This window comes from Legionella feeleii, assembly GCF_001467625.1.
Taxonomy (GTDB): Bacteria; Pseudomonadota; Gammaproteobacteria; order Legionellales; family Legionellaceae; genus Tatlockia; species Tatlockia feeleii.
This window is the reverse complement of the sequence record NZ_LNYB01000031.1, coordinates 56,283-70,923: the sequence shown is the minus strand read 5'-3', so window position 1 is coordinate 70,923 and position 14,641 is coordinate 56,283. Positions and strand designations below refer to the sequence as shown.

Sequence of the window (14,641 nt, the reverse complement as noted above, 5' to 3'; positions counted from 1 at the left end):
ATTTCGCTAATACCGTTCGTACGCCACTTGTTAAGGAGCTCATGTGGTTTATCAAACAATAAAAAATTATTTTACGCGCTGGGATACCCGTCAACAGCAAACCAATAATATCGTTTTGATTACCTTTTGGAGCCAGTTTTCATCTTATGCACTTAATACTGTTTTAATTCTTTTTCTGACCCGTCCCCTCCTTACACATGGTCTAGGTTATGATCAAGAAAAAGCCTATGCCTTTATAGGAATTAGCCAGGCTACGGGCTATCTCATGCCTGTTCTAGGTGGTTTTATGGCGGATAAAGTATTAGGTGTTCGTCGTGCCATCTTGCTGGGCAGTATTTTTTTAGCCTCTGCTTATTTACTTGTCATGTTAAGTGGTTACACCTTAAGTAAATATGGAGATCTGCTCTTTCTCGCCGCTTACGCATTAATACCAGCCTCCAACTCCCTCTTAATAGGTACCTCATCAAGTATGGTTTCTCATATTTATTCTGATGATGCCATTAAAGCCAAATCGGCTATGACTTACTATTACATGGCAATTAATATCGGTGCCTTGCTTGCAACAATCATCGCCCCGGCAATGATGGAAAGTCGTTATGGCCCTTTGTCAATTTTAACCTTGGTTTTTGTTGGCAAGGCAATTGCCGCTTTAAACTTCGCCAAACGTTATTCTCTTTATGACAATGTCATTTGGGGTAAAGATACCCTTTCTTTTTCCGGCTCAAATAAAGCTTATCTATTTGTTTATCTCATAATGATTTATTTCTTCACCCTCTTTGCTTATTCATATATTTATGTTGCCAGTATCATTGTGACTATTGGCTGCGGCTTGGGGATTTTTTGGTTTCTCTTAAGAACCTTGGCGCTCACCGGGGAAACCAGGACTAAACAATTAGTTGCCTTATTATTAATTGTGGAAGCCGTGGTATTTTTTATTATTTATAACCAGATGAATACAACCCTCGTCTTGTTTGCACAGAATAATTCCAATTTAAAACTTTTGAATTTTCATGTTTCTCCAGCGCAATATCAAATGCTTAATCCGCTGCTTATTATTGCCTTAGGTACTCAATTACCGCGTTTTTACCGTTTCTTCCCTAAATTCACTATCCCTTACCAATTCGCCGGCGGAACCTTGTTAGCAGGCGTTGCCTTGTTAGTGATGGCCTTTGCAGCAACCAATGCAGTTAATGGCTATGTGGATGGTAATTATATAGGGTTTACTTACATACTCATTACTTTGGCAGAACTATGGGTATCAGCAATTGGCTTAAGTATGATCGGGCTTTATTGCGACAGTCAGGGACTAGCCTTCGCCATGGGAGTCTGGTATCTGGCAGCCTCCTTATCCAACACTATTTCCGGACGCATAGCTGGTTTCGTAGCAATTCCAGCAAATAAAAGCTCCGCACTAGAAAGCTTACCCCTGTATCAGAATTACTATCTGCTTATGGGTTCCTGTACGTTAGTACTGGGGTGCATTATGCTACTGACTGCCTATTTCCTTCAGCGGAGATTGGCTCAGAAAGGAATTCAACTTGTCTGAGAACCTGATGCCGATTGCATTCGCCAGCGTCAGTACTAATGATTTAGAGCATCTCAGCTAACCCATTTGCTTGCAAACGGGTTACAGGACTACACGGAGCAGGATTCTTGTACTTTACTTTCTTTTCTAGCAACCAAAAACTGTGGCAGGTATTTATTCAATGACTCAACCAACGTTGCGGCTTTTTCTACGTGCTGGGGCTGATTCCTATCAAAGCGTCGGAAACTAAAAAGATCTCCCGGCGCACTGGCTGATAAAAGGTTAGTTAATAAGCTATCTATCGCAGCATCACTAATCTTTTGTGGTTTGTCTTTCTGAAAAGCTGCAATTTTTTCCGGTAACAAAGTAATATCATGCAAATTGTGGAAATGCACAAAATGTTGCTCGTCTGAATAATAAGCGCCACTAACAATTGAACACGCACCAGCGAGTGCACTTTGAAAACCAATAGTACCGGTAAACGTCACTGTAATCGGGCATTCTTTAATTAAATGGGTCGCTGGAGCAGCATAAGGAACGAGAACAACATAGGGTAATTTTGCCAGCTTCTGCATAACCTCCCGTTTTCTGAAACCAAATTGCAAGGGATGGTCTTTAACAAAAACAGTATAGCCAGCTTTACCAAGAACCTTACAAATTTCCTCGACTACCTGTTCATTATTGAGCAAGGCAAGATCATCAAGCCAATAATCCAGAGAGGCCTCGGGAAGTAATTGTAATGCCAAAAAAACCCGCTTATCAGGGGCGACCTCAGCCAATCTCTTTTCCCAGTCATCATGTAATAGATTAAGCACTTTATAATCAGGCCAGCGCGGTTTATGATCCAGGCGATTTAACGCTTCGAGATAATGCAAATTCAATTTATCGCGCTTTAAATGGCGAATCAATTCGAACGCTGCCCCGCGTAATTTAAAATATAAAAAGGTACGCCAATACTGCAGACGACCAAATTTTTTACTATTGTTCACGTAGGATGGCGTAAATGATTCATTGACTAATTGTTTTCTGGCGTTCTCAATCTCCTGCTTCTCAGGTTCACGTAAATGGATCAATTTCCCTCTTACCATAAACATAACATGGTCAGGTACAATCGATGCAGTCAACCCCAAAAACGGTATATTGTAAGATTGCAATACTCGGTTTAAAACATCCAAAACATAGCGATCGATAATAAAAGTAATCAGTAATTTTGGTTTTTCTTTTTTTATTAATGCGTCGAAGGTTAACCACATCGCGCCTATCATCGCTAAAGCTTGAGCTTTTTGTTGATTGCGTAAAACTCGGCAACGACGAATGATATCATCACAAAGTGCAGGGGAAAAATGCTGGATGGCAATCTGGGCACAATCCTTTTCACGTAGATTGGCATAAAAATCATCAACGATACAAATATCACCCTCACCACGCAAATCACTTACCAGGCAAACAGACTTTGTAAAGTTTAAGCTATCCGCCAAATACTGCCACCAAGAGCCAGTGTTATGGTGAGAAAAAAACATTACATCGGTCATTATCATTTATCCTATAACTAAAAAATCAGGAGCCCAATCTGCTTTGAGCAACAGGTTTCACACCAATTCCCCTTAACATGACTGCCACAACAACGAGAGAAACAAAAATGAGAAAACTATTAGAACCCCCCAAGGGCCCATTAAAGATACTGACCACAATAGAGGTATAGCAATACGCTAAAATTAGCTGCGAACCTAATCGAGCCGGATCTCTGGCATACTTGGCACTAGTACCACTGACATATCCCCAGACTGCAATAAACAGAATTGCCCCTATGAGTCCGAAATCCAGGAACCAGGCTCCCCAGGCAGTCGTATAAAAACCATAGATGTTGGTATCAACCATATTCTCTTTCATGGTAGACAATACCGTGTTGTTAGCGTAAAAAACACGTAATAAAGGCGATAAAATACCAACCTGGTAAGTTCCCCAGTAAGGTGTGTATTTTTTATGATTGTCTATTATCTTGCTTAAGCTAACTACCCCATTCGTGAGATACATTGAATTCGTCATAAGTGTCATCGCAGTATCTTTACTTACTATATCATCCTCAATCAGGGTCGTTATCCATTGTTTTGGCGCCGCCCCCCAACTTTCCTGAACAACAAAGTTCATGAAGTCATTATAAGAAGTCTGATTGGAATTCTGTCTACGCTCAACCAAGACATGATTGCTGTATAAAGCAAAACAAATCCCTAACATAAGCAATTTCGCCAATAAGGCATGTTCTCTGGGGAAAAACGTTTTCCCATGAAATTTTCTTATAAAACAGCAGGTCAAAAGAAGAAAGAATAAAATAAATATTGGCATGCGCCCGCCATACAATAAAGCATAGATGATGGGTGAACTAGCAGACAGCTGGGCAAAACGGCCTACTGAAGGCTTGATCTCGGCAGCATTAATCACCAACAGCATTAAAGCCGGATAACTAAACGAGAAAAAGGGATAGCCTAAATACAGCCAAAATGAACGATGAACATCCACACCCTTGTCAAGTTGCTGAACACGCAGTTCACGGATAAAAGCCAAGCCATGGGAATAATCAAGGCCACTCAATACTAGCTTGTCATAAGTCAGGCACAAAATACCCAATAAACCAAGCAGAGAAGAAAAAAGCACAACACGATTAAGGTGCTGCGTTGAAACGGCAACAGCAGCCTCCTGACGGACTGGGAAAAATCGGGCAGATTGCTCACCCAGAGTAAAAACCAGCAATCCTCCCAGGATGAAACCCCAAACACCGAAGCCAACTGGCTTCAAATATTCAATAGGTTGAATATAAAAAACAACCAGTAATATCAACCAAATCAAATAAAGAAAATAGCTAGGTCTTATAAAAAAAAACCGTGTCATACAGTACCTGCCAAAGAAACTTTATTTTCATTAACAAACTTATCAAAATATATTTTCTTTAACTCATCAGCTAAAACCAATTTCGGTTGCCATCCCGTTTTACTGATTTTGTCAGTATTCAATAGCTTTTTCGGTGTACCATCAGGTTTGGAGCTATCCCATCTGACCTCACCTTTATAATCGACAATTCGACAAAGTAACTCGACCAGCTCTTTAATGGAAATATCTTTGCCATAACCAATGTTTACCAGTGGGCCGCTTACCGGACAGTGAAGCAATTCATCATATTGGGCGTCCGGTAAATTTAATAAAAATATCGCTGCATCCCCCATATCATCACTATGCATAAACTCACGTTTAGGTGCACCCGAACCCCAAACATCAACAAACGGCGCATGAGAAATCTTCGCTTCATGAATTTTTCGCATTAAGGCCGGAATGACGTGAGAAGCTTGCAAATCATAATTGTCATTTGGACCATAGAGATTCGTCGGCATAGCGACCAAATATTTGGTGCCATATTGTCGATTAAACGAGTCACACATTGAAATGCCTGATATTTTTGCGAGTGCATACGCTTTGTTGGTAGGCTCAAGCGGGCCGGTTAACAAATGCTCTTCGCACATGGGTTGTGGGCAATCTCGTGGGTAAAGGCAAGAAGAGCCTAAAAACAATAAGCGCTTGACCTTATTTTCCCAGGAAGCATGAATAAGATTAGTTTGAATAATTTGGTTTTGATAACCAAAATCAGCAGGATAGGTATTATTGGCAACAATACCACCTACCTTTGCTGCAGCCATAAAGACATACTCTGGACGCTCCTGAGCAAAAAATGCATGAACCTTTGCCTGGTCTGTTAAATCAAGCTCACTTTTCGTTCTGAGTAACAGATTTGTATAGCCTTGCCTTTCCAGGGCTCTAACTAATGCTGAACCCACTAACCCACGATGTCCGGCTACATATATTTTGGCATTATGATGCATATCTCACTCACTCATTACAATTCGTAAAATTGGGTCTGTTGCCATAATCTACTGGCTTGGCAACAGGTCCTGGAAGCCCTCTTCCACTATGCGCAGGTTATTTTTCGTAACCATTTTCTTTAATAAATTTATCTCTGCAAGCTATTTCATAATCTGCGCGAATCATTTCTTCTACCAACTCATGAAATTGAATTCGTGGTTCCCAACCTAATTTCTGACGCGCTTTACTGGCATCACCCAATAAAGTATCTACTTCAGTAGGTCTGAAATAGCGAGGATCAATAGCAATTCGGCATACACCATCACTGTCGTAGGCCTTCTCATTAATCCCCTCACCCTCCCAATGAAGCTCTAAATCAATTTCCTTCGCGGCCAAATTAATAAATTCACGCACACTGTGCTGTTCACCGGTTGCAATGACAAAATCCTCTGGCTTTTCTTGCTGCAACATCAACCATTGCATCTCAACATAGTCTTTTGCATGCCCCCAATCACGCTTGGCATTGATGTTTCCTAAATACAAACATCCTTCCAAACCACATTTGATACGCGCAAGACCTCGTGTAATTTTTCTTGTTACGAAGGTTTCACCGCGAATGGGGGATTCGTGATTAAACAAAATACCATTGCAGGCAAACATATTATAGGCTTCACGATAATTCACTGTAATCCAGTAGGCATATAATTTAGAAACAGCGTAAGGTGAGCGAGGATAAAAAGGTGTCGTTTCTTTTTGTGGGGTTTCCTGAACCAAACCGTATAATTCAGATGTAGAAGCTTGATAAAATTTGGTTCTTTGTTCAAAACCCAAGATCCGAATTGCCTCTAAAATACGCAATGCACCTAAAGCATCCGAATTGGCAGTGTATTCCGGCTCCTCAAAGGAAACAGATACATGACTCTGCGCAGCCAGATTATAGATTTCATCCGGTTTGGTTTGTTGAATGATACGGATTAAACTAGTACTGTCAGTCATATCACCATAATGGAGAATAAGGCGAAGATCCTTTTCGTGGGGATCCTGATACAAATGATCGATGCGACCTGTATTCAGTAGGGACGATCGACGCTTAATGCCATGGACTGTATAGCCCTTGTTGATAAGGAACTCCGCTAAATAGGCACCGTCTTGACCAGTAACCCCTGTAATTAATGCCGTTTTCACCAAACACCTCGTGATATATTTGTCAGTTACGAAACAAATTCAATAGTCTCAGTTTTACCAGCCCAAAACCTATTTGATTGTTCTTTCGTTGTTCTTAAATTTAGGGCTGGCTAAGGATCAAGACTGAACATTTTTAATCCAACTTCCAACCTCTCCCCTTTTGCATTGGGTAGCTAGCAAATACTTTTAGGAAAGAATTTCACACCCTACCATAAACATCCTGGAATCGGACAATATCATCTTCGCCCATATACTCACCACTCTGTACCTCAATCATAACCAGATCAAGCACACCAGGATTTTCCAGACGATGTTTATGACCAGCAGGAATATAAGTCGATTCATTCGTTCTGACAAACATTTCCTGCTCGCCATTGATGACCTTGGCCATACCACTCACAACAATCCAGTGTTCACTGCGATGATGATGCATTTGTAAACTAAGGCTTGCTCCCGGCCTTACTTCAATACGTTTGATTTTGAAGCGTGGCCCCTCTTCCAACACAGTATAGGTTCCCCAGGGACGATGCACGGTACGATGCAGTTTATGTGCTTCATGACCTTGTGCTTTCAACTGGGCATAGATACGCTTCACATCCTGGTCACGTGATTTATCAGCGACCAATAACGCATCGGGCGTATCAATAATGAATAGATTCTCAACCCCCACAGCTCCAATCAAACGCTCCTTACTGCGAATATAACAATTAGATACGTCATGGAGCAGTGCCTCGCCTTCAATACGATTTCCCTGTGCATCAGGCTCAGCCAAATCCCCTAAAGCATTCCAGGAGCCAATATCACTCCAACCGATGCTACACGGCACAACAGCAACTCGCGCCGATTTTTCAATAATGGCATAATCAATTGAGTTTTCAGGAACGGTGCTAAAACTTTGGGCATCGAGTTCCAGTTGTGAAAACCCTTTTCCAGTTGCTGTATGGGATTGTTCCAGGCAAGTTTTAGTAGCAAGAAGAATATCCGGGCAATAATGCTCCATCTCCCGCAATAAGATCCCAGCGGAAAAACAAAACATGCCTGAATTCCACAGAAAACGCCCAGAATCAAGGTATTCCTGTGCTTTTTGCAAGGAAGGTTTTTCAACAAAACTTAATACATTGGTACCATCCGCTTCGATATAACCGTAACCAGTCTCAGGCCGATCAGGCTGAATGCCAAAAGTAACCAACTTGCCTTGTTCAGCAAGCTCAACCGCTTGTGCAATTGCTACCGCAAATGCTTCCTGTTCGGAGATAAGATGATCTGCAGGCAATACCAGCATCAGTGTATCTTCATTATACAGATTAACAATGCGCAAGGCTGCGGCAGCAATAGCAGCTGCGGTATTACGACCAAAAGGCTCGAGAATAAAAGACATGGTTAGGTCAGCTGCATTAACTTCCCGAAACTCATCTTCTGTTTTGAAAAATAATTCCCGGTTGGTGACTGTGAGAATTTCCTCAACACCGGATAAAGCCGCTCCCCGCAGAAAAGTCTTCTGCAATAGGCTTTGCCCATCAGCTAGGCGAATAAATGGTTTAGGATGCAATTCACGGGAAACCGGCCAAAGCCTGGAACCTGCTCCACCACATAGAATTGTCGGTATCAAACGCATTGACACTCCTTGTTTCTTGCTCTTAATTCACTGAGAATACATCCACACTGACCACTGCGCTCACATAACCTTGAGGAATTGAGGCTAACGAGGCTATGTGTAAAATCTTGTGGACGCGAGTTGTGTCTGCGCGAAAAAAAGCGGATTATTATAAAAAAATTTATACTTGTCAATTTACTACAAAATCCTGTTCTATAGCATTGCCTGCGCTCCGCAGCTATTGCGCCAGCTTTTCGGCCAGGATAGTAGAAACGGCAACAGACCCTATTGGTTAAGAAAAAAATCATATTTATTATTCTTACTATTCTTCTTTATCCTAACTTCAGGGTAGAAACCTACGGCAACGGAATCATCGGGCACATCAGTATTTCTTATAAAGGTATTGCCGGCGATACTTACATTATTACCAATATCACACTTACCAATTACCGAACTTTTTGCATATAGCACGACTGCCTCACCAAAACGAGGATAGACACTATTTACATCAGTTCCAACAGTGACATTCTGATAAACTACCAAAAAATCTGAGTAATGCGCGTTTCCAAGAATGGTGCCTATCGGGTGGACAAACAAAAACACATTTGGAAGAGCAATAGAATAAAAAGCATCAATCCCATGTAAGGCTTTATTCAATAAAAATGCTTTTTCCGCCACATTGATAAATTGCTGCCGATACGCTTCATTGGCAACGAAATACAAAAACATGGCATAGTGATCAGAATTCAAATGATTAAATACCGCCTGTCCCTCATCGAAATAATATTTTTTGCGAATATGAGAAAAGCAGTAATCCAGCCGTTCAATGACTGTCGGCATTATCTTGTTGATACTATCCTTTACTGGTACCCCATCAGGATAAAAAGTTTGTAATTGCTTTGCCAGGTACTCACTGAGCGAGTGTAGTTCAATGGTTAATTTCATTTGGTCAGCTTCATGGGTATGCCCTGATTCAACAAATAGGAACGGGCACGAATTGGGTTATTATCACCGAAGTGAAAAAGGCTGGCGCAGGCAACAGCATCCACCTGGGCTTCTTTAAACGCATCGACCAAATGCATAAAAGTACCGGCGCCGCCGGCAATGATAAGGGGTCGATCCGTATAGCGTCTCACCTCTTTGGCTAATTGCAAATCATAACCATTCATCATGCCATCGTTATCGATAGAATTCATAACAAATTCGCCAGCACCTCGTTCTGTCATTTCCAGGACAAAATCACGTAACGACTTGGTTGATTTTTGCCTACCGCAATGGCTGTAAAGAGAATAGTTTCCATTCTCCACTTTGACATCCAAGCCTACTACTACACATTGCCGGCCAAATAGATTCGCTGCTTCGCCAATTAAATCCGGTGTGGTGTGCGCCGCAGTGGTAATCGAAATCTTATCTGCACCGGCCAGTAGTAAGCGGCGCATTTTTTCAATCGAATCAACACCACCTCCTACTGACAAAGGCATAAAACATTCTGCTGAAACCGCATGGACCGTTTTCTCCAAAATGTCAAAAGCACTGCCTTTCCGATTAGCATCAATATCCAAAAAAAATAACTCATCGGCATTTTGTGCATTGTAAATTCTTGCTGCTGATACCGGATCACCGGTGTCACGAAAATTGTCAAACTGTTTGCCTTTGACCATCCTGCCATTACTTAGCAACAGCGTTGGAATGATTCGCTTTTTTAACATGCCCCACCCCACTCACAAAAATTCTCAAGCAATAACAAACCGTTATCTTGACTTTTCTCAGGATGGAATTGAATACCAACTACATTTTCCTTAACGACAATAGCGGGAAATTGTTTACCATAATCAGTTAAAGCCAACACATTGCTTGTATCACTGGCATTGAAAAAATAAGAATGAACAAAATAAAAATCGACATGCTTTTTCAGGTTGTTACAAATGGGATGGTCAAAATTAAATGTCAAGGAATTCCAGCCAACATGAGGAACAGGCAAATCGGGAAGATCAAGAAACTCAACCTTGCCATCAATCAATCCCAGACCTTTAGAGTAACCACCCTCTTCACCCTCTGTAGAAAGAATCTGCATTCCCAAACAAATTCCAAGTAAGGGTTTTCCTTCTTGTACATGCTTCATTATGACAGTATCTACTTCAAGCGCCGCAATATTGGCCATAGCAACTGCATAAGAACCAACACCTGGAATAATCAGATGTGAACAGCGCTCAATTGCCTGGGCAGTTTTCACAATTTCAGGTTCATAGCCCAAATAGCTCAAGGAATTATAAACTGAATTAATATTCCCCATGCCATAATCCAAGATGCCTATTATTTTATCCATTCACCTTCTCTATACCACTTAATAGTATCCCATACCGGTTTCGCTTTCGGATTATTTTCAAAATCATGCTCATAAGGCGGTATGGCCATTTGTTTAACAATTGTATTAAATTCTTCTTCAGTAAGACCAACATAGCTTAAAAAAACATCCAACGATTCAGGTCGTTGCCCTTCTATAGCATTCCATTTTTCAGCTTCTTCTTTGGTGATCTTGTTGTTACGTAATTTAATTGAATTAATTTGCGTAATACGACTATAACCCCGCTTGATGTATTTAATGTAATCACGGGTACCTTGCATAAAGCACTCAATCTTCTCACCAGTGGTGTTAACTTCGTTGGGCACACCTTCTAACTCATCTGGCTGCCAACCAAGTTCCTCTTTAATCCACTTGGTATTGGCTTCATAATCCCAAGGAATAAAACTTCCCAAACACACTGATGCATAGCCCAGTTTTTTTAATTCACTTAATTTAGGATAAGTAAACGGGTTCAAATCTCGTCGATCGATTGGATCTTCAGGGGTATTAATCATACCGTACATATCATCTGCCGATATCCCAAGGTTTCTAATCATGTTGAATTTTTTCTCATCTTCATACTCGATTTCGTCATTCAGATAATCGTAATAAGCTGTTAATTCAGCCTGGGGCTCACCCCAAAAAATGAGTGGAACATTGTATTTAATGGCGATTTGCATGGGATAGGAATAAATGCCGGTATGGCAGTGCCAGCAAAAATCCGTTTTACGGATAAATGATTCGAGCATGAGTTTTTTTACGATTTTCCAATTAGGCGTAAACTCAATCACATCAACCCCTAATTTCTTGAAGGTCCGCTGATTATTCTCATTAATAACCGAACGCATAAAACCGTGATTAAAGCGAACAACCAATGGTTTTATCTTGTATTCCTTCATCAGGTATAAGAGTTGAAAAGTACTATCTTTCCCACCGCTAAAAGGAATAATACAATCATAATCGCCTTTACCACGGTATTTCTCTATCAATTGATCCAATAGTTTTTTCCTGGCTACCCAATCAATTTTTTCTTTTTTAATTTTCGCTGAGTTACAAATGTTGCAACATCCATGCTCATCGAATTCGATGGTTTCATAAGTTTCTGGTAGTAAACAATTAGAACAACGCTTAAGTTTCTCAGTCATAAAACACCTAATTAAATTGTGAATCCATCATCTACGATGAGATTCTGGCCATTAACATAGCTCGACAGATCAGACAGTAAATAAATTAAGGAGCCAGATAAATCGCGTTTATCCAACATCCCTTTATTGAGACATTCCTCTTTATAAGCGCTTACAAAAGAAGCGGGTTGAGCATCCAAAATGCCTCCAGGGCTTAACGAATTAACTCTGATTTGTTTACCTTTAAATGATTTTGCAAAATACTTAGTCAAATGAATGATACCCGATTTTATTACAGCGTATTCAACTGGCATAGTCATCGCTGTATTCTCATAAATTTCAAATTTGGGCGCTACAACACCATAAATAGAAGCAATATTAATAATATTGCCATAACCCTGTTGCATAAAATAAGCAGCAAATTGCTGGGAAGTAAGGAAGTATCCCCCTAAATTAAGATTTACATTTTCACAGAAATCGCTATATTCGACCTCCATCAATCGCCGGCCATAATTTTTATTTCGCGGATAAGCATTATTGACCAACGCGTCTATTTTCCCATATTTTTCGGATACTGTTTTAACCACATCAAGAATTGAAGTCTTATCTGTAATATCCAATGTTACCAAATCAACACGCCCTTCCAGATCGTGTTGACTTATTCTTTCTACGGCATCAAGTGCTGCTTCCCTATTTTGATCAGCAATGATAGCAATACCGCCATTCCTGGCAATGGCCTGAACAAATTCGGCTCCTAAAAGGCCTGCTCCGCCAGTAACAACAACAACTTTATCTTTTATTAGTACCTGATTCATAAATCTACTCGATACGACCCATTTTTAATTATGACGTCTGAAGACCGGCTTGATGATCTCACCTTGCAAATAACCTTCTGTTGAACCTTGTTCAATAGCATGTGCATAAATTTTAAAAGTCTTTTCAAGTGCTGCTGCCGTTTTTTGTAACTCTTTATCACCATGCCGGTAACTCAAAGCGATCCAGGGCATCAGTACCCCATTCTTGATCATTTCCTGCGAAAATAAGGTACGGAATGCTAAAGAAGTCTCCCCGTTCGCATCATAAGTTGCATACCAGGGCGAACATTCTATCCCGCCTGCCTTAAAGAAATCTGCGATACCTGCCTCTGCAGCCTTCTGATTCATTAAAGAAATTAAAGACTTACCGTAATTCCATATGTGTTCCACAACCTGATGCCGTTGCATAAACTCCACTGTTTTAACGAAAGCACCAAGGCCACACATTTCGGCGCCATGGGTTGTGGAGAGTAGAAAAAGACGCTCACGGCCAGGAAATTCAATTGAACCTAGCTCCATAATTTCACGCCTGCCTGCTATCGCTGCTACAGCAAAACCATTAGCCATTGCTTTGCCAAAAGTACAAAGGTCCGGTTGAACATTATAATAATTTTGCGCCCCCTTCAGATCCCAACGAAAGCCGGTGATCATTTCATCAAGGACAAAAACAATACCATGCCTCTTGCATAAGCGTTGAACATCATGAAGATAGGTTTCACCGGCATGAGTGAGCGATGGCGCTGGATGCTGCATAGCACTTGGCTCCAAAACCACACAGGCTATTTGCTCCGGATATTCCGCAATAAGCGCTTCCAATGAAGCAAGATCGTTGTAGCTAAAAAGTTTGGTTTGCTCGATGACATTAGCAGGTATACCACGTTTTATCGGCGTGGAACCAATAAACCAATCATCGTAGGAAAAAAAGGGCTGTTCGGCACAACGAGCCACCAAATCGCGACCAGTATAAGCTCTTGCTAATTTAACAGCTGCTGAAACAGCGGTTGAGCCATTTTTAGTAAACTTCACCATGTCAACACTGTCAATCAGCTCAACTAGCAATTCAGCTGCTTCCAATTCGATCATCGAAGCTCTGGTAAGATTATTACCATTCCTAATCTGCTCAAAAGCTGCCTGATCGATTTCATCTTCTGCATAGCCAATATTTACTGCTCGCAAGGCCATGCCATAATCCAGGTATTCAATCCCCTGGTCATCATAGGTATAGGCCCCTTTTCCGCGTACCATAATTTGCGGTGCATTTTCAGGATATTGATCATGACCACGCGAATAGGTATGAGCGCCACCAGGAATTACGTGCAACAGACGCGATTTAAAGTCGTTTTTCATTTTTATTCCATTCAATGGACAGGTGTCGTCTACATGTCGCTAGTTTGAGCGCTTAATGGTTTGACTGTCGAGCACCGCAGCGGAGCACAGAAAATCAAACCATAAGTGCCGAGATAGTAGAAATGTAAACGCTCCTGGTTTTAAATTAATAAATCTTTATTTTTCAATATGGTTTCTATTTTTAAGAAGTCTAATAGCGTATCAACTTCCAAAGACTTCCAAGCAGGAACGATATAAGGCAACGTGCGTTCGTGGTAGAAAGTTTCTGTCTCAAGGTATTTTTTAGTGTCTGATATATAAAGCGAACCCTCAAAAAAATACACATCATCCACATCCTGCCTGCGGATAGGTTTAGCAAAACTTTCCCGGTTATAAGGCCGCAAAAAATTATCATCACCTATCGTTGCACAGTAAACAGGATGAGAAGCCTCAACTTTACTTGCCCCAACGATTGATAATCCTTCGCCAGCCACCAGCGTTTCCAGAGCCTTGTCAACATCAGCCGCTTCCGTTAACGGAGAAGTCGGCTCCAGCAAGACAAAATAATCGTAAGGCCCATCCGTCTCAGCACAGAATTTAATTGCATGAATTACTGCCTCTGATGAAGGCGAAGTATCCCTGGCGAATTCGGCTGGCCGCATAAAAGGCACCTCAGCTCCATGCGCCAACGCTACCTTAGCAATTTCTGGATCATCCGTTGTCACGATAACCCTATCAACATAGCGAGAACTCAAAGCTGTCTTTATAGGCCACGCGACTAAAGGTATCCCATTTAAAGGGCGAATATTTTTCCCAGGCAATCCCTTACTGCCGCCTCTGGCCGGTATAATTGCCAAAACTTTTTTTTGCTTAATCATC

At 41.1% G+C, this 14,641-nt stretch carries 13 protein-coding genes; 1 reads left to right on the top strand and 12 read right to left on the bottom strand.

Going from position 1 to position 14,641, the window contains the following annotated elements; genetic code table 11:
• Nucleotides 1–43 precede the first annotated feature (43 nt).
• The gene (locus tag Lfee_RS05440) at nucleotides 44–1,546 is read left to right on the top strand and encodes a peptide MFS transporter (RefSeq protein WP_058444669.1); all 1,503 of its coding nucleotides are present in this window, start codon (nucleotides 44–46) and stop codon (nucleotides 1,544–1,546) included.
• Between the two features lie 89 nt (nucleotides 1,547–1,635).
• Here Lfee_RS05440 and Lfee_RS05435 read toward each other — a convergent pair whose 3' ends face one another.
• The 12 genes from Lfee_RS05435 to Lfee_RS05380 form a co-directional block, all read right to left on the bottom strand.
• Nucleotides 1,636–3,057, bottom strand: coding sequence for a hypothetical protein (locus Lfee_RS05435; RefSeq protein WP_058444667.1), 1,422 nt, complete (start codon nucleotides 3,055–3,057; stop codon nucleotides 1,636–1,638).
• Between the two features lie 25 nt (nucleotides 3,058–3,082).
• Nucleotides 3,083–4,411: a hypothetical protein gene (locus tag Lfee_RS05430; protein ID WP_058444665.1), complete on the bottom strand. Its 1,329-nt coding sequence runs from the start codon at nucleotides 4,409–4,411 to the stop codon at nucleotides 3,083–3,085.
• The gene (locus Lfee_RS05425; protein ID WP_058444662.1) at nucleotides 4,408–5,394 is read right to left on the bottom strand and encodes a GDP-L-fucose synthase family protein; all 987 of its coding nucleotides are present in this window, start codon (nucleotides 5,392–5,394) and stop codon (nucleotides 4,408–4,410) included. The genes Lfee_RS05430 and Lfee_RS05425 overlap by 4 nt, the downstream gene beginning before the upstream one ends.
• A gap of 97 nt (nucleotides 5,395–5,491) precedes the next feature.
• Nucleotides 5,492–6,559, bottom strand: coding sequence for a GDP-mannose 4,6-dehydratase (gmd, locus tag Lfee_RS05420; RefSeq protein ID WP_202972487.1), 1,068 nt, complete (start codon nucleotides 6,557–6,559; stop codon nucleotides 5,492–5,494).
• A gap of 199 nt (nucleotides 6,560–6,758) precedes the next feature.
• Complete coding sequence (locus Lfee_RS05415) at nucleotides 6,759–8,174, bottom strand: mannose-1-phosphate guanylyltransferase/mannose-6-phosphate isomerase (protein ID WP_058444658.1); 1,416 nt, start codon at nucleotides 8,172–8,174, stop codon at nucleotides 6,759–6,761.
• A gap of 264 nt (nucleotides 8,175–8,438) precedes the next feature.
• Nucleotides 8,439–9,098, bottom strand: a complete 660-nt coding sequence (locus tag Lfee_RS05410) for an LbetaH domain-containing protein (RefSeq protein WP_058444656.1) — start codon at nucleotides 9,096–9,098, stop codon at nucleotides 8,439–8,441.
• Entirely contained in the window at nucleotides 9,095–9,862 is a 768-nt protein-coding gene (hisF, locus tag Lfee_RS05405; protein WP_058444654.1) for an imidazole glycerol phosphate synthase subunit HisF, read from the bottom strand. The genes Lfee_RS05410 and hisF overlap by 4 nt, the downstream gene beginning before the upstream one ends.
• Complete coding sequence (gene hisH / locus Lfee_RS05400) at nucleotides 9,856–10,479, bottom strand: imidazole glycerol phosphate synthase subunit HisH (protein WP_058444800.1); 624 nt, start codon at nucleotides 10,477–10,479, stop codon at nucleotides 9,856–9,858. Before hisH ends, hisF begins: the two co-directional genes overlap by 7 nt.
• Entirely contained in the window at nucleotides 10,467–11,642 is a 1,176-nt protein-coding gene (locus Lfee_RS05395; RefSeq protein ID WP_058444652.1) for an N-acetyl sugar amidotransferase, read from the bottom strand. Before Lfee_RS05395 ends, hisH begins: the two co-directional genes overlap by 13 nt.
• An 11-nt stretch (nucleotides 11,643–11,653) precedes the next feature.
• Nucleotides 11,654–12,436 (bottom strand): oxidoreductase, encoded by a 783-nt coding sequence (locus Lfee_RS05390; protein ID WP_058444650.1) that lies wholly within the window; start codon nucleotides 12,434–12,436, stop codon nucleotides 11,654–11,656.
• A 24-nt stretch (nucleotides 12,437–12,460) separates the two neighbouring features.
• Complete coding sequence (locus tag Lfee_RS05385) at nucleotides 12,461–13,783, bottom strand: glutamate-1-semialdehyde 2,1-aminomutase (RefSeq protein WP_058444648.1); 1,323 nt, start codon at nucleotides 13,781–13,783, stop codon at nucleotides 12,461–12,463.
• Nucleotides 13,784–13,923: 140 nt separating this feature from the next.
• Nucleotides 13,924–14,640, bottom strand: coding sequence for an acylneuraminate cytidylyltransferase family protein (locus Lfee_RS05380; RefSeq protein WP_058444646.1), 717 nt, complete (start codon nucleotides 14,638–14,640; stop codon nucleotides 13,924–13,926).
• Nucleotide 14,641 lies beyond the last annotated feature (1 nt).